A 24,786-nucleotide genomic window follows, 5' to 3' on the forward strand; every position below is an offset into this window, starting at 1 on the left:
TTGCTTCAGGCTACTGCGGGAGGGTGCGAGATGTGTGGCGGATTGCCTTCGGTGGTAGCTCGACAGCCACAGGACAGTGCCTATGGTCGTTTGCTTAGACGGCTGGACCAGGCGCTGGATATGGCGCACACCCGGCAATGGCTCAGTGGCTATCCGGAATTGCCGAGTGAACTCGAGCTGCAAGGGCTGAGCCCCGAGGAGATGGCGCTGCTGCAGCAGATTCTGGTCGCCATCTCCACTCGCACGCCGCTACCGGGCGTGACGCCGGCGCCAGGCAACGGGCAGCAGTATTGCTAGTGCCATAGCGATCAGCGGCCAGCTGCGCCAGCGCAGATAGGGCGTCTGCCCGGTCATCGGCTGCACCTCGCCGATCAATACCTCCTGCTGAAACTGCGCAATCCGCTGGCGAATGATGCCGCGCGGATCGATCAGCGCGGTCACGCCATTATTGGTCGCACGGATCATCCAGCGCTGGCTTTCGATGGCGCGCATCTGCGCCATCTGCAGGTGCTGGAGCGGGCCAATGGAAGAGCCGAACCAGCTGTCGTTGCTGATAGTGATCAACAGGTCGCTCCGGGCGGCGAGCTTGGCGGCAAAATCGGGGTAGACCGCCTCGTAGCAGATCAGTGGCGCCAGCTGGTAACCGGCGGCCTGCAGTGGCGGCTGATCGGCCGGCCCGCGACTGAAGCTGGACATCGGCAGGTTGAAAAAATCGATCAGGCCGCGCAGCAGGCCTTCCAGTGGCACGTACTCGCCAAAGGGTACCAGCTTCTGTTTCAGGTACTGGCTGCGGGGCTCGCTGCCACCGACCATGATGCCGTTGTAGATGCGCATGCCATGCTCATCGTGGGTATCGACCGGGATGCCGGTGATGAGGGTGCGGCCTTGCTGCGCCAGATTGGCGGCGATGCCGTCAACAAAGTACAGCGATTGGCTCTGCAGGACCGGTACCGCGGTTTCCGGCCAGACCACCAGATCGGTTGGCGGTTGGGCGTAGGTCAGGTCACGGTACAGTTCCAGTGTGTGGGTAATGTAGGCCGGGTCCCATTTGTTGGCCTGCTCTATGTTGGCCTGCACCAGATTGACGCTCAGGCGCTTGCCGACTGGCCGGGTCCAGTCGACGTACTGCAGCAGCAACCCGCCGCCCCAGAACAAGCCGACCAGCGCAGCAACGGCCGCCGCCTGCAGTGGGCGTCGCAGCAGACGCCACTCGGTCAACAGGCATGCGATCAGCACTGATATCACGCCGAGCAGCCAGACACCGCCAACCGGCGCCCAGCCGGCCAGCGCGCTGTGAGTGTGCGCATAGCCGTGATAGAGCCAGGGGAAGCCTGTGAGGAACCAGCTGCGGAACATTTCCTGGGCAAACCACAGCAGGGCGAAACACAGGCTGGCGAGCCACGGGCCCTGCGGGCGCAGAAAACGCACCCAAAGCCAGGCCATCAGTGCAAAGAAGCAAGCCAGTCCCAGTTCCAGTCCGCCGGTCAGCAAGGCGGCCAGCGGCGGTGAGGCATTGCCGTGGACGTGGATGCTGATATAGATCCAGGAAACGCCGGAGACGAACAGCCCCAGCCCCCAGGCGCCACCGCGCAGGGCGGCCTGCTTTGGCGTGACGTCCTTCAGCCCCTGATACAGCAGGGCCACTGAGAGCATGCCCAGCGGCCAGATGTTGTAGGGGGCAAAGGAGAGGGTGCTGAGCGCGCCGGCGACCAGCGCGATCAGGTGGCCGACAAGGCCGGGGCCGCGCAGGCGGCTGAGCAGGGCATGCATGGAGATGTCCTTATCGGTGCCGGCTAGCGGTTGACCAGGGTGACGCGCAGCAGATGAACCCGGCGGCTGTCGGCGTTCAGCACGCGAACCCGGAAACCGTCCAGCTCGACCACTTCATTGCGTTTGGGCAGATGGCCGAAGGCGTTCATGACCAGCCCGCCAACGGTATCGAACTCTTCGTCGGAGAACTCGGTTTCGAAGTGTTCGTTGAACTCCTCGATGGGGGTCAGGCCCTTGACCAGATAATCACCGCTGGGCAGCGGTTTGATCTGACTGTCCTCGTCAACATCATGCTCGTCTTCAATGTCGCCGACGATTTGCTCCAGCACGTCTTCGATGGTAACCAGACCGGATACGCCGCCGTATTCATCGATGACAATGGCCATGTGATTGCGGGTGGCGCGGAACTCCTTGAGCAGCACGTTGAGGCGCTTGGATTCCGGTACAAAGGTCGCGGAACGCAGGATGTCCTTGATGTTGAAGCGCTCGGTGTTCTCTTCCAGCAGCAGCGGCAGCAGGTCCTTGGCGAGCAGAATGCCCAGCACATCATCGACGTTCTCGCCGATGACCGGAAAGCGCGAGTGGGCGGCTTCGATCACTGCAGGCAGAAATTCGCGCGGGCTGTGGCTTGCCTTGATAGTAGTCATCTGCGAGCGCGGCACCATGATGTCGCGGACCTGCATGTCCGACACCTGGAGCGCACCTTCGATGATCGACAGGGCCTCGATATCCAGAACCTCGTTACTGTGCGCCTCGCGCAGCAGCTCGAGCAGTTCCTGGCGGTTCTTGGGTTCATGGACAAAAGCCTGGACCAGTTTATCCAGCCACGACTTATGCCCGTTGGTCGATCGATCTTCGCTCATTGGTCCTTACTCATCATCTTCAAGATAGGGGTCGGCTATGCCGAGTTCTGCCAGCAATTCCCGTTCCAGGGCTTCCATCTCTTCTGCATCGGCGTCTTCGATGTGATCGTAGCCGAGCAGGTGCAGGCAACCGTGGATGACCATGTGCGCCCAGTGCGCGTGCAGGGGTTTGCCCTGCTCGTCAGCTTCACGGGCGACTACGGGGACGCAGATCACCAGGTCGCCAAGCAGCGGCAGGTCAAGTTCGGGGGGCAGGTCTGCAGGAAAGGACAATACGTTGGTGGCGTAGTCCTTGCCGCGATAGGTGCTGTTCAGCTGGCGGCCCTCATCGGCGTCCACCAGACGGATGGTCAGTTCTCGGTCGGTGCCGGTACCCAGGGCCAGCCCGACCCAGCGTATGAAGCTGTCGTCGTCGGGCTGATCGGGTGCGCTGGAAGCGCGCTGGATGTCGAGCTCAATGCTCATTGCGACGCTCCTTGCGGGCAGCTTCCTGCAGCGCGTCGAAGCGGTCGTAGGCCTCGACGATGCGCTGGACCAGCGGGTGTCGCACCACGTCCTTGGACTCGAAGTGGGTGAAGCCAATGCCCTTGACGTCTTTCAGCACTTCGGTGACGTGGGCCAGGCCCGAGCGGGTGCCGCGGGGCAGGTCGACCTGGGTAATGTCGCCGGTGATCACCGCGGTCGAGCCGAAGCCGATACGGGTCAGGAACATCTTCATCTGTTCCAGTGTGGTGTTCTGCGACTCGTCGAGAATGATGAAGCTGTTGTTCAGGGTGCGGCCACGCATGTACGCCAGCGGCGCGATCTCGATCACCTGCTTTTCGATCAGCTTGGCAACCTGCTCAAACCCGAGCATCTCGTACAGGGCGTCGTAGAGCGGGCGCAGGTAGGGGTCGATCTTCTGCGCCAGGTCACCGGGCAAAAAACCCAGCTTCTCGCCGGCTTCCACCGCCGGACGTACCAGCAGGATGCGCCGAATCTGCTCGCGTTCCAGTGCATCGACCGCGCAGGCCACCGCCAGATAGGTCTTGCCGGTGCCGGCCGGGCCGATGCCGAAGTTGATGTCGTGCTCGAGAATAGAGCGCACGTACTTCTGCTGATTCGGGCCGCGCGGCTGGATGCTCATCTTGCGCGTGCGCAGGATCACCGGCTTGTGGTCTTCACCATTGCTGAGGCTTTCGCCCAGGCTTTCCAGTCCCGATTCCTGCAGATACAGGTGCACGGTATCCGGGCTCAGGTCGTCGGTATTGCGGGTTTCGCGATACAGCTGACGCAGCACGGCTTCGGCAGAGCGGGTCAGGGAATCGTCGCCAATCAGCTCGAAGTGGTTGCCGCGGTTGCGGACTTCGATGCCGAGGCGTTGTTCGATCAGGCGGAGATTTTCATCGAACTGGCCGCAAAGGCTGGCGAAGCGGCGGGGGTCGACAGGTTCGATACTGAAGCGATGAATATGCTGGGGCGCGTTCAAAATGGTCTGTTGGTCGCCATATGGCACTGAGAAGCGCACAGGATAGCGCGCAAATATCCCGCTGCAAAGACCCGCCTATCCATACCTTTCACTGGATTATCAGCACAACGGTGGCGGTTTTGCAGCGGGGACGGGGCACACCTGTTCAGTGTGCCGTGTTGCTGATCAGGGTGCCGCGCAGTGAGTGTGGCAGCGCCTCTTCGATCCGGACGTCGACGAACTGGCCGATCAGGCCCGGGTTGTCGCAGCGGAAGTTGACCACCCGGTTGTGCTCGGTCCGGCCCTGCAGCATGCCCGGGTCCTTCTTGGAGAAGTCGCTGACCAGGATGCGCTGGGTGGTGCCGACCATGCGGCGGCTGTTCTCGAAGCCCTGCTGGTTCAGGCGTGCCTGAAGAATCTGCAGGCGCTGCTTCTTGGTCTCCATTGGCGTGTCATCATTCAGATCGGCCGCCGGCGTGCCGGGACGGGCGCTATAGATGAACGAGTAGGAGAAATCGAAGCCGACGTCCTCAACCAGTTTCATGGTCTGCTCGAAATCGCGGTCGGTTTCACCCGGGAAGCCGATGATGAAATCGGAGCTGAGGATGATGTCCGGCACCGCTGCTTTCAGCTTGCGGATGCGTGATTTGTATTCCAGCGCAGTGTGGTTGCGCTTCATCGCCGCCAGTACGCGGTCGGAGCCGGACTGCACGGGCAGGTGCAGGTACTTCACCAGCTTCGGAATCTCGGCGTGGGCCTGGATGATGGCGTCGGAGAATTCCAGCGGGTGGCTGGTGGTGTAGCGAATGCGCTCAATCCCGTCGATCGCTGCCACAGCGTGCAGCAGGTCGGCAAAGTCGGTACCGTCAAAACGGTAGCCATTGACGTTCTGACCCAGCAGGGTGACTTCCTTGACGCCGTTTTCGGCCAGGTGAACGATCTCGGCCAGCACGTCGGCCAGCGGGCGGCTGACTTCCTCGCCACGGGTGTAGGGCACCACGCAGAAGCTGCAGTACTTGCTGCAGCCTTCCATGATCGATACGAAGGCCGTCGGGCCGTCTACGCGTGGCTCGGGCAGGGCGTCGAACTTCTCGATCTCGGGGAAGCTGACATCCACCTGCGGCTGCTGTGTGGTGCGCGCGGCGTTGATCATCTCAGGCAGGCGGTGCAGGGTCTGCGGGCCGAAGACGACGTCAACGTAGGAGGCGCGATCGCGGATGGCGGTGCCTTCCTGGCTGGCGACGCAGCCGCCAACGCCGATGATCAGCTCCGGGTTCTTCTCTTTAAGCGGGCGCCAGCGGCCCAGCTCGGAGAAAACCTTTTCCTGAGCTTTTTCACGGATCGAGCAGGTGTTGAGCAGGATGACATCCGCCTCATCGGGGTTGTCGGTCAGCTCCATTGCCTGATGTTCGCCGAGCAGGTCTGCCATGCGCGAGCTGTCATACTCGTTCATCTGGCAACCGTGGGTCTGAATAAAGAGTTTCTTGGCCATGGGATTGTGCTGGGGGCTAGCTGGGAAAAGGGGCGATTATACACACATCTGCTTCTGCCGCCCCCTGTGCTATGATGCGCGCCCGCCGAGCGGCTGATGCCACGGTGTCCTTCCACGTTTTTCAAGGTGTTGATCAACCCGTCATGAGCAAAGAAAAGCAACCGGTTTTCCGGGTCATCTTCCAGAACCAGGGACAGGTGTTCGAGCTTTACGCCCAGCAGATCTTTCAGAGTGAGCTGTGGGGGTTCATGGAAATTGAAGAGCTGATCTTCGGCGAGCGGTCACAGATGCTGGTCGATCCGGCCGAAGAGAAACTGAAGAATCAGTTTGAAGGGGTCAAGCGCAGCTTCATTCCCGTGCACTCGATCATTCGTATTGACGAAGTTGAACGCGTCGGCACGCCAAAAATCACCGACGCTCAGGGCGGCAGCAACATCATGCATTTCCCGATGCCGCCGCGTAACGACGGCTGACAGACTCATGCAGCAGCCTCAAGGCTGCTGAAGTTCCTGATCCGTCTGGTCGATATCACCGGGTGGCTCGACGGGGGCGCCCGGCGCCATCGTGCCACTGAGCTGTTCCTCGCGAATCTGCGCCAGATAGTCCCGAAACAGGGTGCCGAGCACATGGTTGGCCACCTGAACTTCCTGTGCGTCCATCTCTTGCGCGACCAGGTCAGCAGCATCCATGGCGTCATCATTGCCGTTGACGGCGGCCATCTTGAGGATGATGTAGGCCTGCGGCAGGTTGCGCGGGATGCCTTCGCCGTTGAAGTGCATCATACCCAGAAGGTACTGGGCTCTGGGCTCACCCTGGATTGATGCCTTTTCCAGCCACTGCAGCGAGGTCGCATAGTTGCGCTCTACGCGCTCACCCTTGTAGTACAGCTGGCCCAATTCGAATTGCGCCTGCATGTCGCCGCCGTCGGCCGCGCGCTGGCATGCGTCCAGCGCCAGCGGCAGGCTTTCATCGTCAACCCGTTCAAAGGCGCAGCGGTCGTCGGCACTGATCAGTAGCGGGTTATCCGACTCTGCCAGCAGGGTGGACGCCGGCAGCATAAGCAGGCCGGTAAGGACAGCGGGCGTAAGCAGGCGTTGCATGACGGGATCAGGGCCTCGGCTGGTGATCGTCGGGTTCAGGTTGTGATCTATTGTGCGCCTGTTCACTCAACAGGCCAACTGTCACTGCCGCTCCCAGCAGGGCAGGGAATAGCAGAAGCAGTGTGTCGCCCGGAACAAACAGCTCAGCCAGGGGAGCTGCGCCCGGTTGCAGCAACGGTGTCAGCGTGCCGACGGCGCAGAGGGCCACGAAGGGCAGTGGTCGTCGGTCTTGCCGTGCGACCAGAAGGCAACCAGCGAGCATCACCAGCAACGCGGCGCTGTTGATCACCCACTGGTAGCCGAACAGCTGGTCCATCCGGCGCAGCAGTTCAAAGGCGGCCATCAGGCCGAGCAGGATGCGGCCCCAGGCTGCCGGCTGCCATTGCAGGCCGCGGCCAAGGTAGAACGCGGCCAGACCCAGTAACGGCAGGCTGAGGTTCTGCGCCGCCAGCCCGAGTATGCGCTGGGTATGTTCCAGCTCCTTTGCGAGTGAGCCAAGGCTCAGCAGCAGGCTGGCTGCGGCAGCCAGACCCAGTCCCAGCAAGGCGGCTGTCATGGCCCCTCGAGCCGCGGCAGACAGCGGCCTGCGCTGTCGCCACAGCCAGAAGCTGGCGGCGATCAGCAGCAGGGTCAGCAGGCCGTAGGCGAGCTGGCTCATAGCGCGGCAAAGGCCTTCTCGGCCGCATCCAGAGTCAGCTTCAGCTCGGTTTCGCCGTGGGCGATCGAGGTAAAGCCGGCCTCGAAGGCACTGGGTGCCAGATAGACGCCGCCATCGAGCATCAGGTGGAAGAACTTTTTGAAGCGCTCAACGTCGCTGGCCATAACATCCTCAAAGGTGACGATGTCATCGGCACCGGAGAAGTACAGGCCGAACATCGCGCCCGCCTGAGTGGTCACGAAGGGCACACCCGCGGCATCGGCGCGCTCCTGCAGGCCAGCCAGCATGCGGCTGGTGTAGGCGCTTACCTCGTCATGGAAGCCGGGACGGTTGATCAGGCGCAGGGTGGTCAGGCCGGCTGCCATCGCCAGCGGATTACCGGACAGGGTGCCGGCCTGGTAGACCGGGCCGAGCGGGGCGATGCACTCCATGACCGCACGTTTGCCACCGAAGCAGCCGACCGGCATGCCGCCGCCGATGATCTTGCCGAAAGTAGTCAGGTCGGGGGTGACGCCGTAGTGCGCCTGGGCGCCGCCGAGAGCCACGCGGAAACCGGTCATCACCTCGTCGAAAATCAGCACCACGCCGTGCTCGTCGCAGGCCTCACGCAGCCCCTGCAGGAAGCCGGGCGCCGGCGGCACGCAGTTCATGTTGCCGGCAACCGGCTCGACGATGATGCAGGCGACCTGCTGGCCGACGTCGGCCAGGGTCTTGCGCACCGCCTCGATGTCGTTGAACGGCAGGGTCAGGGTGTGCTTGGCGAAATCGGCTGGCACGCCGGCGGAGCTGGGCACACCCTGGGTCAGCAGGCCGGAACCGGCCTTGACCAGCAGGCTGTCGGAGTGACCGTGGTAGCAGCCCTCGAACTTGATGATGCTGTCGCGGCCGGTGTAGCCACGCGCCAGGCGGATGGCGCTCATGGTCGCCTCGGTGCCGGAGCTGACCATGCGCACCATATCCATCGACGGCACCAGCGAGCAGACCAGTTCGGCCATCTCGGTTTCCAGCGCGGTCGGTGCACCGTAGGACAGGCCGTGCTGCAGTTGATTACGCACCGCGTCCAGCACGTCCGGGTGGCTGTGACCGAGGATCATCGGGCCCCATGAGCCGACGTAGTCAACATAGCGCTTGTCGTCTTCATCAATGACGTAGGCGCCCTCGGCGTGCTTGAAGAACAGCGGGGTGCCGCCGACGCTCTTGAAGGCGCGGACCGGTGAATTGACGCCGCCCGGGATGTGTTTCTGGGCGCTGGCAAACAGGGATTCGGAACGGGACATGGTCAAGTCTCTCAGGATGCGTGAATGAGTTGGCTGAACTGGCGGGCGCATTGTTGCACCGCCGCAGCGTCGGGGGCGCCGAACAGACCGTTGATCACGGCCAGATAATCGGCGCCGGCGTCGAGCAGGGTCGACGCGTTGTCCAGGGTGATGCCGCCAATGGCGACAATGGGTACGGAAAATTGCTGGCGCGCCTCGCGCAGCAGCGCGGGGGTTGCTGCCGGGGCCCCGGGCTTGGTAACGGAGTTGAAGAAGCGGCCAAAGGCGATATAGCTGGCGCCATCAATCAGCGCGCGTTCGGCCAGCTGCAGGCTGGCGTGGCAGGTGCCACCGATCAGCGCCTGCGGGCCGAGCTGCTGGCGTGCCTCGCGCAGGGAGCCGTCGTCCTGGCCCAGATGCAGGCCCACGCCCAACTGGTCGGCCAGCGCCAGATCGTCATTGATCAGCAGCTCGCAGCCATGCTGGCGACACAGCGCGGCAAGCTGGCTTGCTTCGGCCAGCCGCTTGCCGGTATCGCCGGACTTGTCGCGGTACTGCAGCCAACGGGCGCCGCCGATCAGCGCGGCTTCGACGTAGGGCAGCAGCTTGCCGTCTGCCAGCAGGGCGCTGTCAGTGATGGCGTACAGACCGCGCTCGCTCACGAGCAGAAGTCCAGTGGCAGGCGGCGCGGCACGTACTGACCGTGGCCGGGCTGTTCGGCGTCACGCAGGGTGCGCCAGGTGTAATCGAGTGACGAGCGCACCGCGCTGACCAGCTCTTCGCCGAGCGCCAGACGGCCTGCCAGCGTACTTGCCAGCGTGCAGCCGGAACCGTGATAACTGCCGGGCAGACGCGGGCAGGTGAAGTCGTGCTGGCTGCCATCGGCGCAGTACAGGCGATTGTGGATTTCGGCCTCGTCGCCATGGCCGCCGGTGATCAGCAGGTGGCGAATATGGGGCAGCAGCTTGGCCGCGCACTCATCGGCGCTGCCGTCCGGCAGTTCGGCCAGAATGCGCGCCTCGGGCAGGTTCGGGGTAGCAATGGCGGCGACCGGGAACAGGCGCTCGCGAATGGCAAACCCAACATCATCCTTGCCCAGCGAACCGCCACCTCCGGCACGCAGCACCGGGTCGCAGACCAGCGGCACATTGGGCAGACGCAACATCAATTCCAGTACGGTGTCGACCATTTCGACCGAGCCGAGCATGCCCAGTTTCACCGCCGAAACCGGCATGTCGCTGATGATCTTGTTGGCCTGGGCCAGCACCCACTCGCGGTCGAGCACGCGAAAGTCGCTGACATCGACCGTGTCCTGCACGGTAAGCGCGGTCACTGTTGGCGCCGCGTGGCAGCCCTGCGCAATCAGTGCCTCGATGTCGGCCTGCAGGCCAGCACCGCCGCTCGGATCATGGCCGGAGAGGCAGAGGACGACGGGCTTGAACGGGTTGGGTTGGGTCATGGCGAGTTGTTCCGCGTGCTGACTGGCGATGGACCAGCGCCGGTGTTGGCCGGAGCTGGCATGACAGCGCGCTAGCATACCATCTTGCCCGTGCGGCGGGGTGTTCAGAGACTACGCAGATGCAGTGTCTGTTGTGCCGAATCGTAACGCCAGTGGGGCTGCCCCGGCTGCAGTTCAACTCCGCCGACCCAGTATCCCTCTGTGCGGCAGGCAAAGGCGTCGACCTGACCCTGCAGTACCGCTTCACCCTGTGGGGTGAGCCGAATGGTTCGCTGCGGCCAGTCGAGGTGATCGTCATCGCTGTGCAGCAGTGGTGCTGCGCCGTTCAGTAGTGGCTGCAGCAGCCACCAGTACATCAAGTCGCCGAGGTAGGGTAGCGGCTCGTCGTATCGCATCAGTGCCGCAAAGGCCTTGCCAGCCGGCAATGGGCCCTCGCGTTTGAGGATGTGCAGGGTCAGGCGTTCGGTTAGGCCGAGTCCATCGTGCACTCCCGGCAGCTGCTGCAGATGCCGTTCCAGCGCGCGTTGCATCATCGGCAGCGCCGGTGTGCCGGCTTTAACCTGAGCGAGTAACACGCGCGGGTCATTGGCGCAGAGCGCCGCCCAGAGTGGCGCGGCGCTGGCCAGCAAGGCGTCGCTGATCGGCTGGCGATGTGGCCACAGGCTGGCGAGTTGGGCAGGGGCAAGTTGGCCAAGGCCGATAAAACGCTCGATACCGGGGAACTGGTCGATGGCAATCAGTTCAAGTCGGGCCGTTGGCCGCAGGCGCGCGAGGTGCTGCAGCAGATAGATCAGGATCAGCTGGTCGTAGCTGTCGTGTTCGAACCAGAGCACCACACGCTGATAGGCGTTGAGCGTGTTGAGCCGCGCATAACTCTGCCGCTGACGAGCCAGCGTTTCGGCGGGATCAAGGTTGAAGGCGCTGGCGAGAAAGTGGCTTCGCAGCTTGATTAACTCGGTAGTGCTGCAGTCAGGCAACGGGCCGATACAGAAGGGATCGGCAAACTCCAGAAAGTCGCCGCTCAAGCCCGCGTCAGTCAGTGTCTGGCGAATGTCCGAGCCGCAGCGAAGGTGCAGGGTCTTGAGTGTTTGATCCATGCTTCGTCCTGCTGTTTGGGGGCTGCTGCGTTGCGTGATCATGGCGCGCAATGACACTTCCGCGCAGCGTTGCCGGGGCTACACTCTAGGTCATCCCTGATTCTCACAACAACGATACGACAAAGGGGGCACGATGAAAGCCATTGATCAATGGTTTGATGAATATGGTGAAAGTCACCGCAATCCCTTCAACAAATTGACGCATTGGATTTGCGTGCCGCTTATCACCTTCAGCGTGTTGGGCATGCTCTGGGCTATTCACCCATGGGTGGCCATGGCTGTGGTGGCAGCGGCGCTGGTGTTCTACGCATTGCTGTCCTGGCAGATCGCGTTGGCCATGCTGGTGCTCAGTTTGCTCATGCTGCTTGGGCTGAGCCTGATGTCGAATGTGTTCTGGTGGTCGCTGGGGATATTCGTGGTGGCCTGGATTGGGCAGTTTGTCGGTCATCACGTGGAGGGCAAGAAACCGTCGTTCTTCAAGGATGTGCAGTTTCTGCTGATTGGTCCGGCGTGGTTGCTGGGGTTTGTGTTCAGGCTGTTTGGGCTCCGCTACTGACAAAAAAGGGCGCCGATTGGCGCCCTTTTGCATGCAGCTGGCTTACGACAGTTGGTGCTTCATCACCTTGCCGTTGGCGTTGCGCGGCAGCACGGTGGCTTCGCCATACAGACGCGGGCGCTTGTAGTCGGCCAGCAGTGGCTCCAGGTAGGCAGACAGTTCTGCGTGCAGGTCGGCGATCGGCTCACGCAGCACCACCACCGCTTTCACGGTCTCGCCCCACTGCGGGTGCGGGACGCCAAACACCGCAACTTCGACGATGTTCGGGTGGCCTTCCAGCGCTACTTCAATCTCCCGTGGGTAGACGTTCACACCGCCGGAAATGATCAGTTCCTTGGCGCGGCCAAGTACCCAGTAGTAGCCCTCGGCGTCACGGCGGGCGAGATCGCCTGAGTCCAGCCAGCCGTCGCTATGCAGGCACTCGGCGGTGGCCTCGGGCTTGTTCCAGTAGCCGAGCATCATGCCTTCGGTGCGAATCTGGATCTGGCCGGTGCCTTCGCCTTCAACCTCGTTGCCATGCTCGTCAACCAGACGCAGCTCGGTATGCAGGGCGCCACGGCGGCCGATCGAGCCGGCTTTGCCGGGGTGCTCCTCCGGCAGCATGATGGTGCCGCTCGGCCCGGCCTCCGTGAGGCCGTAGACGCAGTACAGACGGTCGGTGTTCATGCGTTGGGCGATCAGTTGCAGCTGCTCGGTTGACAGTGGCCCGCCGCCATAGATCCAGTACTGCATGGAGCTGATGTCACGCTCGCTAATGTCGGGCTGCTGCGCGGTCATCATGAAGGCGACCGGAGCGCCGAAGAAGTGCGTGGTGCGTTCCTTCTCGACGGTGTCCAGCAGCAGCGTGGGGTGGAATTCGGGCAGTACCACGTGGGCTGCGCCGACGTAGGTGCCGCCGAGCAGGAAGACGTTAAGCGGCGCCGAATGGGTCAGCGGCATCATGTGCAGCATGCGGCTGTGCGGGCGCATGTTCATTTCCAGCGCCGAGGCGTTGGCGACGGTCAGCAGCGCGTGGTGGTGGAACAGCACGCCCTTGGGCTTGCCCGTGGTACCGGAGGTGTAGAGCAGGGTGCAAGGCTGTTCGGCCGGAATCTCGGCGACGTCCCAGCGGCTCTGCATGTCCAGTACCCGGGCGCCCGGCTGATCCAGACGCAGGCAGGGAGCCAGAGTGCTGGCGCGCTCGGCGTGGTCGCCCTGAGCGATGACCAGACGTGCGTCGCAGTCGCCGAGGATGTATTCCAGCTCGGCGGCAGTCAGGCGCGCATTGACCGGAACGACAATCGCACCGAGGTTGATAACGGCAAAGTAGCCCAGCACCCAGCTGTAGCTGTTGGGCATGTACAGGGCGACGCGGTCGCCGCTGCCGATCTGGTACTGCTCGTGCAGATGGGCAGCCAGACGCAGGCTCTGGTCATGCAGTTCGGACCAGCTCAGGCGGCAGTTTGCGCTGATCAGGGCTTCGCCCTCGGGAAACTTGCGGGCGTTGACCGCGAGCAGTTTGGGAATGTTCATGGGGTATCCATCCTGTTGTTGTCGTTAGGTGATGGGGTCTTGCTGTTCGGGTTTCAGCCGGTGCTTGGCAGTTCACGCCACTGCCCCGGCTGCAGATCGCCGAGGGTCCAGTCACCGATGCGCACGCGCACCAGGCGCAGCGTGGGTAGCCCGACCGCTGCGGTCATGCGCCGGACCTGGCGGTTGCGGCCTTCGCGGATGGTGATCGCCAACCAGCTGGTTGGCACGCTCTTGCGAAAGCGTACCGGAGGATTGCGCGGCCACAGGGCGGGTTCATCAATCTGCTCTACCTCGGCCGGACGAGTGGGGCCGTCGTTCAGCTCAGGGCCGGCGCGCAGCTGCGCCAACTGCTCCTCGCTGGGTTCGCCTTCCACCTGTACCCAGTAGGTCTTCGGCAGCTTGTGCTTCGGATCGGTGATGCGTGCCTGCAGGCGGCCGTCGTTGGTCAGCAGCAGCAGGCCTTCGCTGTCGCGATCCAGTCGCCCGGCTGGGTAGACGCCGGGGGTTTTGATGAAGTCGGCCAGTGTCGACCGACCGTCACCGTCGGTGAACTGGGTCAGCACATCGAACGGCTTGTTCAACGCGATCAGTTTTGGGTTGGCCGGCGGCGCCGCTGGCGTGCGGCGCGGCTTTCCGGCTGGTCGCGGGCGGTTCGACGGGCGTGGGCGTTGGTTCATCTGCGGCTATCCTGGGCTGGGTCAGCGCGGCAGTGTAGCGGCAAGCGGCAGCACCGCAAGGGTGACAGTCGTTTTGCTGAACAGCCGCTTTTCGCCGTTTTGCAAGGCAAAAACCTCGGCCTCTGCGACGCAGATCTGCTTGCCCGGTTTCAGTATCTCGGCGCGGCACAGCAGCGTTTCGCATTGCGCCGGACGCAGGAGGTTGACCTTGAACTCGACGGTCAGCAGGCTGTAGCCGTCGTCCAGCAAGGTGGCAGCGGCAGCGCCAGCTGTATGATCGGCCAGAGTGCTTTGCACCCCGGCGTGCACAAAGCCGCCCTGCTGGAAGTGCCGGGGCAGAATTGGCAGCTCTGCCTCTACCCAGCCAGAGCCACAGGCGGTTGGACGGATACCGAGATCGGTAATGAAGTTGGCCCGTTTGAAGCCGGCATCTACCCGGGCTTCGATGGTGCTTTGGTCGAGTGCCATGTGCGTTTCCTTACAGGCTGGCCGGCGTCGAGCGGGCGACCAAAGCTTCGACATCCAGACCGCGCGGCAGGGTGCCGTAGGCTTGGCCGTGTTCGCCGAGCCGGCTGGCGATAAAGGCGTCGGAGACGGTGCTGTTACCGGCTTCCAGCAGCAGTTTGGCTTGCAGTGCGACGGCCACGTCTTCGGTCAGCTGGCGGGCGCGGTATTGAATGTCGTCGGTGTCGGCGAACTGCTGCTTGATCCGCTCGATGCGCTGCTTGAGCGCACTGGAGCCATGACCGTCACCCAGTTCGGCGAACAGCGCATCGAGGACCCCCGGCTCCTTCGACAGCGCGCGCAGTACGTCCAGACACTGCACGTTGCCCGAACCCTCCCAGATCGAGTTGACCGGCGCTTCGCGGTACAGGCGCGGCAGAATGGTTTCTTCAACGTAACCGGCGCCGCCCAGGCATTCCTGCGCTTCGTTGATCATTCCCGGCGCACGTTTGCAGATCCAGTATTTGCCGATGGCGGTGACCAGGCGGGCGAACTTGTCTTCCTGCGCATCATGGGCGTTGTCGATGGCTTTGCCCATGCGCATGGTGAGGGCCAGCGCGGCCTCGCTTTCCAGCGCCAGATCGGCCAGCACGTTCTGCATCAGCGGCTGCTCATTCAGTACCCGGGTGCCTACCGTGCGATGGGCACAGTGGTGCGCGGCCTGGGTCAGCGCCTGACGCATCAGCGAGCTGGAGCCGATCATGCAGTCGAAGCGGGTCAGCGAGACCATCTCGATGATGGTCGGCACGCCGCGGCCTTCCGGGCCAATCATCCAGGCCAATGCACCGCGATATTCGACTTCACTGGAGGCGTTGGCCCAGTTGCCGAGCTTGTTCTTCAGGCGCTGCACGTAAAATTCGTTGCGACTGCCGTCCGGGCGGTGGCGCGGCAGCAGGAAGCAGCTCAGGCCCTTGTCGGTATAGGCCAGAGTGAGGAAGGCGTCGCACATCGGCGCCGAGCAGAACCACTTGTGGCCTACCAGTTCGTAGGCCTGGCCCGGGCCGCCGACGCCGACCGGGTAGGCGCGGGTGGTGTTGGCGCGCACATCGGTGCCGCCCTGTTTCTCGGTCATGGCCATGCCGATGGTGGCGCCGGTCTTCTGCGCAATCGGCAGGTTGCGCGGGTCGTACTGGCCGGACAGGATCTTCGGCAGCCAGATCTCGGCGAGGTCCGGCTGCAGACGCAGCGCAGGCACACAGGCATAGCTCATGGTCATTGGGCAGCTGGTACCGGCCTCTGCCTGGTTGTGCAGGTACATGGTCGCGGCGCGGGCGACCTGGGCACCGGGGCGCGGGTCATTCCAGGGGGCGCTGGTAATCCCCGCCTTGATGCCGGCGGCCATCAGTTCGTGATAGGCAGGATGAAAGTCGACCATGTCCACGCGGTGGCCGTAGCGGTCGTGGCTCCTGAATACCGGCTTGTTCTCGTTGGCAAGGAAGCCCGCTTCCATCAAGGCGCCACCGGCCAGTTGGCCGTAGGCGCTGAGCTGCCCGTCGGCCCAGCCGCCGTCGTAGCGGCGAACCCATTCCTGCAGCGGCAGGTCGCTGCGGTACAGGTTGAGGCCTTCCAGCGGTGGCACCTGATTGGTGACTTCATGGGTTTCGGCATACTGATGCAACTGACTCATGGGACCTCCTTGGCGTTGATGGCGCGCAGACAGAAACGAACAATGGCGAGGGTGACGGCTTCCAGCGTCTCGCTGGGCAGGCCGCTTTCGCGGTCTGCTCGGGCCTGGGGCGACAACGGGCCGACCAGTGATTCGGCGACCGCGCCAACCACGCAGGCGGATGTGAGGGGGATGTTTTCGACTTGAAAACTGCCATCGGCGATACCTTCGGCAATCAGTTCGCCGTACAGGGTGGCGTAGGCCTGACGAAAGTACAGTCTCTGGGTTTCGACTTCCTCTTCGGCAGGTTCGGCGATCAGTGCGTAGGCGAGTTGGCGGCTGTGCCAGGCGCGTGCGGCGAACTGGGTCAGGCCATTGCGCAGGCGATCAACGGCGCGCCCGGGGGCCTGGAATTGTTGCTTGAGTGTATCGAGTTCCAGGCGAGTTGCCTTGACAAAGACGCTGGCGGCCAGATCGCCTTTGCCGGCGAAGTGGCGGTACAGGCTGCCGGTGGCGACGCCTGCGCTGCGTGCCAGCGTACTCATTGTCAGTGACGAGAAGCCTCCATCGGCGACCTGCTGTACGGCGCAATCAAGAATATGTTCGCGCAGTACCTGATCGCGCTCGATGCGGCTGGCGGTGGTGCGGTAGGCCATGCTCTGAATCCTTATTCACTTCTTGTTGGTCTAGTGAATCAGGATTCAGATGTTGGGGCAGCGGGGATAATGGTCAGATGAGCGGCTGAATCGGTCAGTGCTCCAGCACCATGATCATGACTTCCTTGACGATAAAGGCAAACACGCCCAGGCCGAGAGCGAAGAACAGCACTGCGGTGCCGTAGCGTCCGGCTTTGGACTCCTTGGCCAGATCCCAGACGATAAAGCCCATGAAGGCAACCAGGCCAAAGATCATCAGCGGCATGGCAATGGTTTCGAACTGTTCGTAGGTCACGAGCGGCTCCGTTGAGAAAAAGGTGGGGCAGCAGTATACCGGCTAGTCGATCTGCCTGCCCGTCGGGTTCTGGCTAGTTCAGACCCAGATGTTTCAGCGGCAGTTCGGTGCTGGCGATGATCTGATTCAGTACAAAGCTGGAGCGGACGCTGGAAACCCCCTCGATACGGGTCAGCGTACCCAGCAGCAGTTGCTGGTAGTGTTCCATGTCCGGGACGACGACGCGCAGGTGGTAGTCGGCGTCCATTCCGGTCACCAGACAACAGTCCAGCACTTCAGGGCACTGGCTGATGACTTTCTCGAAACCGGCGAAGCGTTCCGGGGTGTGGCGGTCCATTCCTATCATCACGAAGGCTGTCAGCTTGAGGCCGAGCTTGGCCGGATCCAGCAGCGCTACCTGGCGCCGAATCAGTCCGCTTTCTTCCAGCGCTTTCACCCGGCGCGAACAGGGCGAAGGCGACAGGCCAATCCGCTCTGCCAGCTCCTGGTTGCTGATGCGGGCGTCGTGCTGCAAGGCGGCGAGAATCTTCAGATCGTAGCGATCCAGGTCGAGATTATTCATGGTGCTTTTCTCAGTTGCGCGTTTTTATGTATTTTTAGTTACTTGTTGCTCATATCGCAAGATTATGTGCAAAAACAGGTAATTTATTTCCCGCAGATAGGGATATTATTTTCACCAGATTCAGCCGAAGCCGATCGTCCAGACCGCTTCGTCCACAAGGCGAAACGGGGCCACAGCATCCAGAAGGTGTGAGGCCAGTCGGTTACCCAGCCCACGAGGCACGGGAGCAAAGGCATCATCCCAAGAGGGTGGAGGAGGACGTAAAAAGGCGAGCTGCCCTGCAGGCAGCTCGCCTTTTTTTATTTGCAGTCTGAAGGCTGCGGGCTTGCCCATAGATCAGCCACTTGCTCAAACTCATGGCTTCCAGCTGATGGTCTATGCCGGGTCCTTGTGAACCAGCACGTCGGCCTGCGGGAAGCGCTCGACAATTGCCAGCCGAACCTGCTCGCCACGCGCGTGGGCGTCGGCCAGAGTCAGGGTAGCGGGTAACTCAAGGTGCAGCTGCATGAACCAGTGCTGGCCGGACTCGCGGGTGCGCAGCTCGTGTACGTCGATGACGTCCGGCACCGCGCGGGCAATGCGCAGGGCTTCGGCGCGAACCTCGTCCGGCAGTTCGTGGTCCATCAGAATCTGAATCGCATCCAGTCCGATACGTACCGCGCCGTAGCCAATGAAGAGCGCAATGCCCAGACCAAATAGCGCGTCGGCCCGCTGAATGCCGAACTGGGCCAGCAGCAGCGCAACGATGATGCTCAGATTCAGCAGCAGGTCAGACTTGTAGTGCAGTGAGTCGGCACCAACCGCGGTGGAGTTGGTGCGGGCGATAACGTGCTTCTGGATCGCGAGTAGTGCAAGGGTTGCGATGATCGAAAAGACCATGACGGCGATGCCGGCCCAGGCGGCTTCCAGCGGTTCGGGGTGGAGCAGGCGGTTGATGCCCTGCAGCAACACCAGTACGGCCGAGCCGGTGATGAAGGCCGACTGTGCCAGGCCAGCCAGCGCCTCGGCCTTGCCGTGGCCGAAGCGGTGTTCCTTGTCGGCGGGTTTGAGTGCATAGCCAACTGCGAACAGGTTGATGATCGAGGCGGCGGCGTCCATCAGCGAGTCGATCAGGCCGGCCAGCAGGCTGACTGAGCCGGTGGTCAGCCAAACGGTAGCCTTCAGCGCGATCAGCACCAGTGCCACGCCGACCGAGGCGCGGGTAGCCAGCCGCAGCAGCCGGGCGCGCTCTTCTCCCATTGCGTGCGGTTTGCTCATCAGCCACGCCCCGTCAGTTGCAACATTGCCAACTGAGTGGTTGAGTCGGCCCTGATCTGGCGCGCCTGTGCCAACGGCAAGTCCTTCCCCAGCTCTTGCTTGAGAATGTGCTGCAGCGCGGCGGTATCGACCCGGCCATCAGCATCGACTGCCTGCTGCAATGTTTCTGGTGCCACGCTGTATTTGCCGCCCGGCAGATAAATGGCGCCGGTGGTGAAGTCGATGCCGAAGGCGATCAGCCCCGGGATGATAAAAATCAGCAGGCCGATACCGTTGAGAATGGCCACCCCCGGATCGATCTGGCCACTGATCTGACCACGGCGTTCGGGGTAGAAGATGGTGCCGCAGGCGCTGAGTTGGGTGGTCAGAGCAGTGCAGAGTACGACGGCGGCCAGCGATTTGAGACGGCTATTCACGGAGAAGGACTCACGGCAGGAGGTTGGACCGAAAAACCGTCCTAGCATAGCGGGCGACCCGAGTGACGGAAAGTCTGCGGCCGCTATAATGCGGGCTCATTTTTGTCAGTCCCGGCCTCATGAACAACCTTCCCGTTTCGCTGATTCTGCCCGAGCTCAAACAAACATTTGCTGAACAGCATTCGCTGGTTTTGCAAGCGCCGCCCGGCGCGGGGAAAACAACACTGGTGCCGCTGGCGCTGCTTGAATGCGATTGGCTGGCCGGGCAGAAGATCATCATGCTTGAGCCGCGTCGACTGGCGGCCAGAGCGGCCGCCGAGCGACTGGCTGAGCTGCTGGGTGAGCCGGTCGGGCAGACGGTCGGTTACCGCATCCGTCTGGACAGCAAGGTCAGCGCCGCCACCCGTATCGAGGTGGTCACCGAAGGGATTCTCCAGCGCCTGCTACAGGATGACCCGGAGCTGCCGGGTGTCGGCGTGGTGATCTTCGACGAATTTCACGTTTTGCCATTTGCATCAAAATATACCAGATACTTGTCAAGTACGCGTGCTGCTGATCAGCACCGTCAGAGGTGGCAACTGACGGCGGGAGCCTTTGACTGAACTGCTCTCCTGACTCCTGATAGACCGTTGACTCAACCGAGGTACGCTATGAATCACCTGCCAATTGATGAAGTGCTGTTAGACTTGAAAACAGCTCTTTTTGAGTGTGACGAGGTGATCCTGGAAGCGCCTCCTGGTGCAGGTAAAACCACACGCGTCCCCCTCTCTTTGCTGAATGAACCTTGGCTAGGTGATCAGACGATTGTAATGCTCGAACCAAGGCGTCTTGCTGCAAGAGCAGCTGCAGAGCGATTGGCCAGTGAGCTGAATGAGTCGGTTGGAGACACCGTAGGCTACATAATTAGGGCTGAGAGCAAGGTTGGGCCGAGGACTCGAATCGAGGTTGTGACTGAGGGGGTTCTCTCCCGCCGGTTACAGGAGGATCCGGCTCTTGAGGGGGTCGGACTAGTCATTTTCGACGAGTACCACCTTCGGACGCTTGAGGCAGACCTCGCTCTTGCGCTGTGCCTCAATGGTCGTGAGTTGCTGAGAGACAAGATTCAGCCGCTAAAAGTACTACTGATGTCCGCAACGCTTGAGGGGGAGCGGCTTTCTAAACTACTGAACGGCGCACCAGTTGTGTCCAGTAAAGGGCGAATCTTCCCTGTTTCCATAATCTGGGGAAGACCTTACCAACTGGGTGAGCCTTTAGAGTCGAGAGTAGTTCGGGCCTGCCAGCATGCGCTCGCTGAGCAGACAGGTAGCATTTTGGTATTTCTCCCAGGGCAAGCCGAAATTCGCCGTGTGCATGAACAATTGAACGAGGCGTTCGAGGGGTTGGTCGACACAGTGCTTTGTCCTTTGCATGGTGAACTTGATCTTGCCGCGCAGCGGGCAGCTATTAGCGTGCCGCCTGCTGGAATGCGAAAAGTAGTACTTGCGACCAATATTGCTGAAACCAGTCTAACCATCGAGGGTGTGCGAGTGGTTGTCGATGCAGGGTTGGCTCGAGTTCCTCGGTTTGATCCTGTCAGCGGTATGACTCGATTGGATACTCAAAGAGTTTCTCGCGCCGCTGCGACGCAGCGTGCAGGTCGTGCAGGTCGCCTTGAGCCAGGTGTCTGCTATCGGCTGTGGTCTGAGGCTCAGCATGATCAGCTTGCGGCGTTTGACTCAGCAGAAATTACGCAGGCTGATCTATGTGGTGTGGCGCTCCAGCTTGCGCTCTGGGGGGCGGCGCCAAATGATTTGGCTTGGCTGGATGTGCCTCCCGCATCGGCATTCGCGCAGGCGCAAGATCTGCTGCATCGCCTTGGTGCGCTAGATGAGCGAGGCTGTATTACATCGCACGGCCGAGCCATGGCTGTGCTACCGGTACATCCACGTATAGCGCATCTATTGCTTCGCGGTCAGGCCATTGGCGTCGGCGCTTTGGCAGCAGACTTGGCGGCGCTGCTTGGTGAGCGCGATATCTTGCGTGGTGAGGGGGCTGACTTGCATGATCGTCTAGGCTTGCTGACCGGCGACACGCGTGGCTCAGGCCGCGTGCGCGCCGGCGTGCAGAGGGCACGGCAGCAGGCTCGTCGGTTTCGTTCATTACTGCGAGGTGTGCCAAACGCGGTGGCGGTTGACCCCGATCATCCTAGATGGCTTGGCGCTTTGCTGGCTTTTGCCTATCCGGATCGTGTGGCCCGAAAGCGTAAGAACGGGGGCGGGTATCGTTTGGCTAACGGTCGCGCCGCATTTTTTGGTGAGCCGGATGCTCTGATGAGGCACGAGTGGCTGGTGGCTGTTGAGCTCGGAAGCCGTCAGGGGCAGCGCGATGAGCGCATCTATCTCGCTGCCGACCTTGATCCGGAACTGTTTGATTCAGTTCTGGGCGAGCAGGTAGCTGTGCGCGATGAACTTAAGTGGGACGAACGTGAAGGGGTTCTGCGCGCAGAACGACAGCGCCGGGTTGGTGAGCTGGTTATTTCTCAAGAGCCCTTAAGGGGGCTGGACGAGGCCGCGCGAGGCCGCGCGTTGCTTGATCTCGTGCGGCGGAAAGGGATGGAGCTGCTGCCTTGGACTTTGGAGTTACGGCAGTGGCAGGCACGGGTGGCACTGCTGCGTCGACTCGATATGGAGCAGCAGGGAGTCAGCGAATGGCCTGATCTGACGGCTCCAACCTTGTTGGATACGCTGGAGCTATGGTTGCTGCCTTACCTGACCAAGGTAACTCGGCTTAGTCATTTTGCAGCCTTGGATTTGCCGAACATTCTGTTGGCTCAATTGCCGTGGCCTTTGCCGCAACTTTTGGACGAGCTAGCACCTAGAACGCTGCAGGTGCCTTCGGGCTCTCGTATCATTATTGATTATTTGGAGTCGCCTCCGGTGCTGGCGGTACGCTTGCAGGAGCTTTTTGGTCTGGAGTCCACTCCGCGCATCGCTGGGGGACGTCAGATCCTCCTGCTGCACCTTCTGTCTCCGGCGCGACGCCCGGTGCAAGTGACCCAAGACCTGGCCAGCTTCTGGGCTACAACTTACTCCGAGGTGAGGAAGGATCTAAAGGGACGCTATCCCAAGCATTACTGGCCAGACGACCCCTTAGTTGCTGAGCCAACTGCACGGGCTAAGCCGAGAAAGTGAATGTCTGCATGTGTCGTTATAGACAGCACATGGGAGTTCACTTCTTTCGCTTGATTGATTCTGAGTAGGAATTGCTGCGCTGTATGTCAACTGAGGTCTCACTCCGAGGGTTGGTAAAACCATGCGAATGATGGCAGATTTACATTGTTAGATTTCTCGTGCGCTGATTTGGCGTTTTGGTTATAGAACAGGCTTGGAAGTCATGATGGCGCTGCTGTGGCTTTCCAGGCTGCTTTTCGAGTGAAATGGACTAGGGAAAATTTATGGAAAATGAACCAAACAATATGGACGTTACGACGGATTCGTGGGGCTGGGGGAAAATAATCAAACATGTTCTTCTTCCAAAGCCTAAAGGGTCACCAAAGGCAGGGAAGAAAGAAATTGGTGCTCGAATTGCGATCGCAGGGGCATGCGGTTTGATTGCCTTCTCCATGTTTTCTCGGGGCGGTCTTCCAGACTGCGACGCGGATGAAAGCGTAAACTTAGTCGAGCAAATAGTTGGGGACATGTCTTCTCTAAGGATTGCGGGCGTTCAATTCGTGTCGCTTGAGGGGATCCGAGAGCTTGGATACAACGAAAGAACTGAAATACGATCCTGCAGTGCTGTTCTCGTTACCAATCGCGGGGAGAATGATTCGACATACTCCATTGTGTGGGCGGACAAGGAGAAGGGAGAGTATTACATCGAATTTGAGATTTTCTGATCGCCACAGCACGTGTTTTCGATGCTCTATTTTTTAGTCTGCATCGATCATGTATTACCTCGCGCCGGCGTGTTCCGGCGCGGGGTTAGGGCGATGAAGCCCAAATGCTTAGCGGGATAGTGTGGGGTTTTGGCGGTGCCTTAGTTTGTCTACGAAACTAGGGGCGATTCACACTGTGAATCGCACCGGGATTTATGGAGGCCTCAATTCTTGAGAGAATGAGGCACGAAGAAATCGAATAGCTACCCCCTGAAGTCCGTCAGCGGGCCGTGCGCATGGTTTACAAGAAGAGCCCATTGGCAACATCTTGGAAGTACGCAGCCACAAGCTGCCCTGCTCGGTCGGTGCTCATGGCTGAGTCGGGGCAAAACTCTGGAATGCTGCCGAGCGGACGCTGGTAAGAAGCCTGCGCCCCCCCCCCCCCCGGCGACATGTTACATCTGGCTTTTAGTTACTCCAGTACAATTGTGGGTAGACAGAACAGTTTGCTTGAATCGCTGCAAACTACGGCCGCCACTTGGTGAGATAGAAACCGTAATGGGCCGTCCGAGAGAGGGGTGAGTCAACTTTCCGTGTTTGCCGCCACGTTGATAACCCCATCCGTGTCGCACTAGGCACCGTATGACGAGGTCGAAGTCTTTGTCTGAGCTGTACTTCCTCATGATGCCTCCTCCGGTGCTGTTATGTAACGGGAGCGGAAGCCGGCCGGGTTGAAGCGCATTTCGGAAAAGGCTGCGGCGGCGCCGGAAGGTAAAATCGGTCGGCTATAGAGGTAGCCTCCTTCCCCAGCTGCTTGGTTTTGGAAGAAACGGCCATATGGGTCGACCATAAGGTACGACTCACACATGTCGCTGTTGTCCTCGACGCACTGGATTGATTGGAAAGCGCTATGTCTTTCCACAAAGGCTGCAAAGGCCTCGTCGCTAACGGCAAGGGTGGCATCAACTATTGGTAGCATCCGCAGCACCTTCCAGCGCTCAGGGCGAACTCGTGTGATTATTCCGCTCAAGTCTTCATCGGCATTTAAGGCGTTGACGACGGTATTAATCTTGATCTTGAGTGCGGGGTTCATTTGACGCGCAAAGTCCAGGTTCGTGGCCAGCTCATTTAGACTCAGCTGTCGCCCGCTTCTTTCTACCCGTCCTATTGCAAGGTTGGTCCCAGGTTGTGTGGAGTCTAGGCTGATACCTAGGTAGGTCAGTTGCGGTGCAAGCTGCTTTATAACGTCAGATGTCAACCTTGAAGCATTGCTGATAAGTGAAACCTCAAACCCTACTTGTTTGGCCGAGCGGGTGATGTCTAGCAGGCGCTCTCCGAGTATCGATGGCTCTCCGCCAGCCAGATTCAGGCGCAGAGTGCGCCATGAGAGGGCATCACGCAGCGGATTACAGGTGTTTGTCGGCTGAAAATACTGGAACAACTCCGTGAGCAAGTGCTGGCTGCGGTCGCGATCATGAAATAGCTCGCGAGGACAGGGTTGATCTGTCCATTTCGCGTAACAGTATTGGCAGCGGTAATTGCAGGCCTCCGTCACGTGCCAGTTGATGGTCAGAGCGTCAACGTGGGCGGGAGCTGCTTTTACAGGGCTGATGGGGAAAATCAAATTATCTTTGGACATGCGTCAACTCCTTGGCGACTGCAGTCGTGCGGTCGGTAAAAGGTTCTGCATGGCGGACGCGAGGCTTCAGAGTAGGAGCATCAGGCTCCAGTACACCGTGACTTTTCTTTT

The 24,786-nt window shown here is 61.0% G+C and carries 27 protein-coding genes; 6 read left to right on the forward strand and 21 right to left on the reverse strand.

The features are described from left to right. Positions 1–30: 30 nt before the first annotated feature. Positions 31–297 (forward strand): hypothetical protein, encoded by a 267-nt coding sequence (locus O5O48_RS10160; protein ID WP_088273491.1) that lies wholly within the window; start codon positions 31–33, stop codon positions 295–297. Here the strand turns inward: O5O48_RS10160 and lnt are convergent. The 5 genes from lnt to miaB all read right to left on the reverse strand — a co-directional run bounded on the left by lnt (position 250) and on the right by miaB (position 5,572). Continuing rightward, positions 250–1,770: an apolipoprotein N-acyltransferase gene (gene lnt / locus O5O48_RS10165; protein WP_269686916.1), complete on the reverse strand. Its 1,521-nt coding sequence runs from the start codon at positions 1,768–1,770 to the stop codon at positions 250–252. The genes O5O48_RS10160 and lnt overlap by 48 nt on opposite strands. 23 nt (positions 1,771–1,793) lie before the next feature. After that, a complete protein-coding gene (locus O5O48_RS10170) occupies positions 1,794–2,633 on the reverse strand; it encodes an HlyC/CorC family transporter (RefSeq protein ID WP_088273493.1) in 840 nt (279 codons plus the stop codon). Positions 2,634–2,639: 6 nt separating this feature from the next. Continuing rightward, positions 2,640–3,098 (reverse strand): rRNA maturation RNase YbeY, encoded by a 459-nt coding sequence (gene ybeY, locus O5O48_RS10175; protein ID WP_233048309.1) that lies wholly within the window; start codon positions 3,096–3,098, stop codon positions 2,640–2,642. Beyond that, on the reverse strand, positions 3,088–4,101 hold the full coding sequence (locus O5O48_RS10180; protein WP_088273495.1) for a PhoH family protein: 1,014 nt from the start codon (positions 4,099–4,101) through the stop codon (positions 3,088–3,090). The genes ybeY and O5O48_RS10180 overlap by 11 nt, the downstream gene beginning before the upstream one ends. A 145-nt stretch (positions 4,102–4,246) precedes the next feature. Further along, complete coding sequence (gene miaB, locus O5O48_RS10185; RefSeq protein WP_088273496.1) at positions 4,247–5,572, reverse strand: tRNA (N6-isopentenyl adenosine(37)-C2)-methylthiotransferase MiaB; 1,326 nt, start codon at positions 5,570–5,572, stop codon at positions 4,247–4,249. A 143-nt stretch (positions 5,573–5,715) separates the two neighbouring features. On the opposite strand from miaB, the gene O5O48_RS10190 reads away from it, so the two are divergent. Further along, the gene (locus tag O5O48_RS10190) at positions 5,716–6,045 is read left to right on the forward strand and encodes a DUF1820 family protein (RefSeq protein ID WP_228245264.1); all 330 of its coding nucleotides are present in this window, start codon (positions 5,716–5,718) and stop codon (positions 6,043–6,045) included. Between the two features lie 18 nt (positions 6,046–6,063). Here O5O48_RS10190 and O5O48_RS10195 read toward each other — a convergent pair whose 3' ends face one another. The 6 genes from O5O48_RS10195 to O5O48_RS10220 all read right to left on the reverse strand — a co-directional run bounded on the left by O5O48_RS10195 (position 6,064) and on the right by O5O48_RS10220 (position 11,142). Beyond that, positions 6,064–6,672 (reverse strand): tetratricopeptide repeat protein, encoded by a 609-nt coding sequence (locus O5O48_RS10195; RefSeq protein WP_228245265.1) that lies wholly within the window; start codon positions 6,670–6,672, stop codon positions 6,064–6,066. Positions 6,673–6,679: 7 nt separating this feature from the next. Then, positions 6,680–7,330: a hypothetical protein gene (locus O5O48_RS10200; RefSeq protein WP_269686917.1), complete on the reverse strand. Its 651-nt coding sequence runs from the start codon at positions 7,328–7,330 to the stop codon at positions 6,680–6,682. After that, complete coding sequence (gene hemL, locus O5O48_RS10205) at positions 7,327–8,607, reverse strand: glutamate-1-semialdehyde 2,1-aminomutase (RefSeq protein ID WP_269686918.1); 1,281 nt, start codon at positions 8,605–8,607, stop codon at positions 7,327–7,329. The genes O5O48_RS10200 and hemL overlap by 4 nt, the downstream gene beginning before the upstream one ends. A gap of 11 nt (positions 8,608–8,618) precedes the next feature. Further along, positions 8,619–9,248, reverse strand: a complete 630-nt coding sequence (thiE, locus tag O5O48_RS10210) for a thiamine phosphate synthase (protein ID WP_269686919.1) — start codon at positions 9,246–9,248, stop codon at positions 8,619–8,621. Beyond that, positions 9,245–10,045, reverse strand: coding sequence for a hydroxymethylpyrimidine/phosphomethylpyrimidine kinase (locus O5O48_RS10215; RefSeq protein WP_228245273.1), 801 nt, complete (start codon positions 10,043–10,045; stop codon positions 9,245–9,247). Before O5O48_RS10215 ends, thiE begins: the two co-directional genes overlap by 4 nt. Positions 10,046–10,149: 104 nt before the next feature. After that, positions 10,150–11,142 (reverse strand): DUF1835 domain-containing protein, encoded by a 993-nt coding sequence (locus O5O48_RS10220; RefSeq protein WP_269686920.1) that lies wholly within the window; start codon positions 11,140–11,142, stop codon positions 10,150–10,152. A 133-nt stretch (positions 11,143–11,275) separates the two neighbouring features. Between O5O48_RS10220 and O5O48_RS10225 the strand changes: the two genes are divergently transcribed. After that, complete coding sequence (locus O5O48_RS10225) at positions 11,276–11,698, forward strand: Mpo1 family 2-hydroxy fatty acid dioxygenase (protein WP_269686921.1); 423 nt, start codon at positions 11,276–11,278, stop codon at positions 11,696–11,698. Between the two features lie 42 nt (positions 11,699–11,740). On the opposite strand, the gene O5O48_RS10230 is transcribed toward O5O48_RS10225, so the two are convergent. From O5O48_RS10230 to O5O48_RS10270, 9 genes are all read right to left on the reverse strand, one after another. After that, positions 11,741–13,210 (reverse strand): class I adenylate-forming enzyme family protein, encoded by a 1,470-nt coding sequence (locus O5O48_RS10230; protein ID WP_269686922.1) that lies wholly within the window; start codon positions 13,208–13,210, stop codon positions 11,741–11,743. 53 nt (positions 13,211–13,263) lie between these two features. Beyond that, complete coding sequence (locus O5O48_RS10235) at positions 13,264–13,887, reverse strand: pseudouridine synthase (RefSeq protein WP_228245278.1); 624 nt, start codon at positions 13,885–13,887, stop codon at positions 13,264–13,266. Positions 13,888–13,908: 21 nt separating this feature from the next. Next, positions 13,909–14,355, reverse strand: a complete 447-nt coding sequence (locus tag O5O48_RS10240; RefSeq protein WP_269686923.1) for a PaaI family thioesterase — start codon at positions 14,353–14,355, stop codon at positions 13,909–13,911. Positions 14,356–14,365: 10 nt separating this feature from the next. Next, complete coding sequence (locus O5O48_RS10245) at positions 14,366–16,018, reverse strand: acyl-CoA dehydrogenase family protein (RefSeq protein WP_269686924.1); 1,653 nt, start codon at positions 16,016–16,018, stop codon at positions 14,366–14,368. After that, complete coding sequence (locus O5O48_RS10250; protein ID WP_228245282.1) at positions 16,015–16,653, reverse strand: TetR/AcrR family transcriptional regulator; 639 nt, start codon at positions 16,651–16,653, stop codon at positions 16,015–16,017. Before O5O48_RS10250 ends, O5O48_RS10245 begins: the two co-directional genes overlap by 4 nt. Before the next feature lie 94 nt (positions 16,654–16,747). Then, positions 16,748–16,918: a DUF2788 domain-containing protein gene (locus O5O48_RS10255; RefSeq protein ID WP_088273917.1), complete on the reverse strand. Its 171-nt coding sequence runs from the start codon at positions 16,916–16,918 to the stop codon at positions 16,748–16,750. Positions 16,919–17,021: 103 nt separating this feature from the next. Then, the gene (locus O5O48_RS10260; RefSeq protein ID WP_233048302.1) at positions 17,022–17,510 is read right to left on the reverse strand and encodes an Lrp/AsnC family transcriptional regulator; all 489 of its coding nucleotides are present in this window, start codon (positions 17,508–17,510) and stop codon (positions 17,022–17,024) included. A 375-nt stretch (positions 17,511–17,885) separates the two neighbouring features. Further along, positions 17,886–18,767 carry a cation diffusion facilitator family transporter gene (locus O5O48_RS10265; protein WP_228245285.1) on the reverse strand — a complete coding sequence of 294 codons (882 nt, stop codon included), beginning with the start codon at positions 18,765–18,767 and terminating at the stop codon, positions 17,886–17,888. Further along, a complete protein-coding gene (locus O5O48_RS10270) occupies positions 18,767–19,183 on the reverse strand; it encodes a polyribonucleotide nucleotidyltransferase (protein WP_233048300.1) in 417 nt (138 codons plus the stop codon). The genes O5O48_RS10265 and O5O48_RS10270 overlap by 1 nt, the downstream gene beginning before the upstream one ends. A gap of 119 nt (positions 19,184–19,302) precedes the next feature. Here O5O48_RS10270 and O5O48_RS10275 point away from each other — a divergent pair, with 119 nt between their 5' ends. From O5O48_RS10275 to O5O48_RS10285, 3 genes are all read left to right on the forward strand, one after another. Continuing rightward, entirely contained in the window at positions 19,303–19,785 is a 483-nt protein-coding gene (locus O5O48_RS10275) for a DEAD/DEAH box helicase (protein ID WP_269686925.1), read from the forward strand. Positions 19,786–19,833: 48 nt separating this feature from the next. Then, a complete protein-coding gene (hrpB, locus tag O5O48_RS10280) occupies positions 19,834–22,353 on the forward strand; it encodes an ATP-dependent helicase HrpB (RefSeq protein WP_269686926.1) in 2,520 nt (839 codons plus the stop codon). Between the two features lie 263 nt (positions 22,354–22,616). Beyond that, positions 22,617–23,057, forward strand: coding sequence for a hypothetical protein (locus O5O48_RS10285; protein ID WP_269686927.1), 441 nt, complete (start codon positions 22,617–22,619; stop codon positions 23,055–23,057). 658 nt (positions 23,058–23,715) lie between these two features. Here the strand turns inward: O5O48_RS10285 and O5O48_RS10290 are convergent. Next, positions 23,716–24,675 carry a viperin family antiviral radical SAM protein gene (locus O5O48_RS10290; RefSeq protein ID WP_269686928.1) on the reverse strand — a complete coding sequence of 320 codons (960 nt, stop codon included), beginning with the start codon at positions 24,673–24,675 and terminating at the stop codon, positions 23,716–23,718. Positions 24,676–24,786: the final 111 nt, after the last annotated feature.

Origin of the sequence: Halopseudomonas sp. MFKK-1 (assembly GCF_027474385.1) — a bacterium.
In the GTDB taxonomy this organism is placed as follows: Bacteria; Pseudomonadota; Gammaproteobacteria; order Pseudomonadales; family Pseudomonadaceae; genus Halopseudomonas; species Halopseudomonas aestusnigri.